At 55.3% G+C, this 253-nt stretch carries 1 protein-coding gene; it reads left to right on the forward strand.

What is annotated here, in order from left to right:
* Nucleotides 1-253 (forward strand): hypothetical protein (locus tag IV91_RS16490; RefSeq protein ID WP_035419075.1); only part of this gene is annotated, 253 nt, incomplete at both ends.

Here is a 253-nt window from a genome sequence, read left to right on the forward strand (position 1 = left end):
ACCGGGATTCTGGAGAGCCCGGACTACCCCTTGGAACGGGAAGCCTTTGCGTCCTTTGCCCGTGAGTTGCGCTCGAATCTGAACGACAGCATCAGCGATGGTGAGATCACTGAAATGCTGGCCCAGAACCTGATCACCCGACCTGTCTTTGATTCCTTGTTCGAGGGGTACAGTTTTGCCCAGCACAACCCCATTTCCCAGGCTATGCAAGGCGTGGTGGACATTCTGGAGTCTCACCAGATCAGCAAGGAAG

It is taken from the genome of Ferrovum myxofaciens, from assembly GCF_000735045.1.
Lineage (GTDB): Bacteria > Pseudomonadota > Gammaproteobacteria > Burkholderiales > Ferrovaceae > Ferrovum > Ferrovum myxofaciens.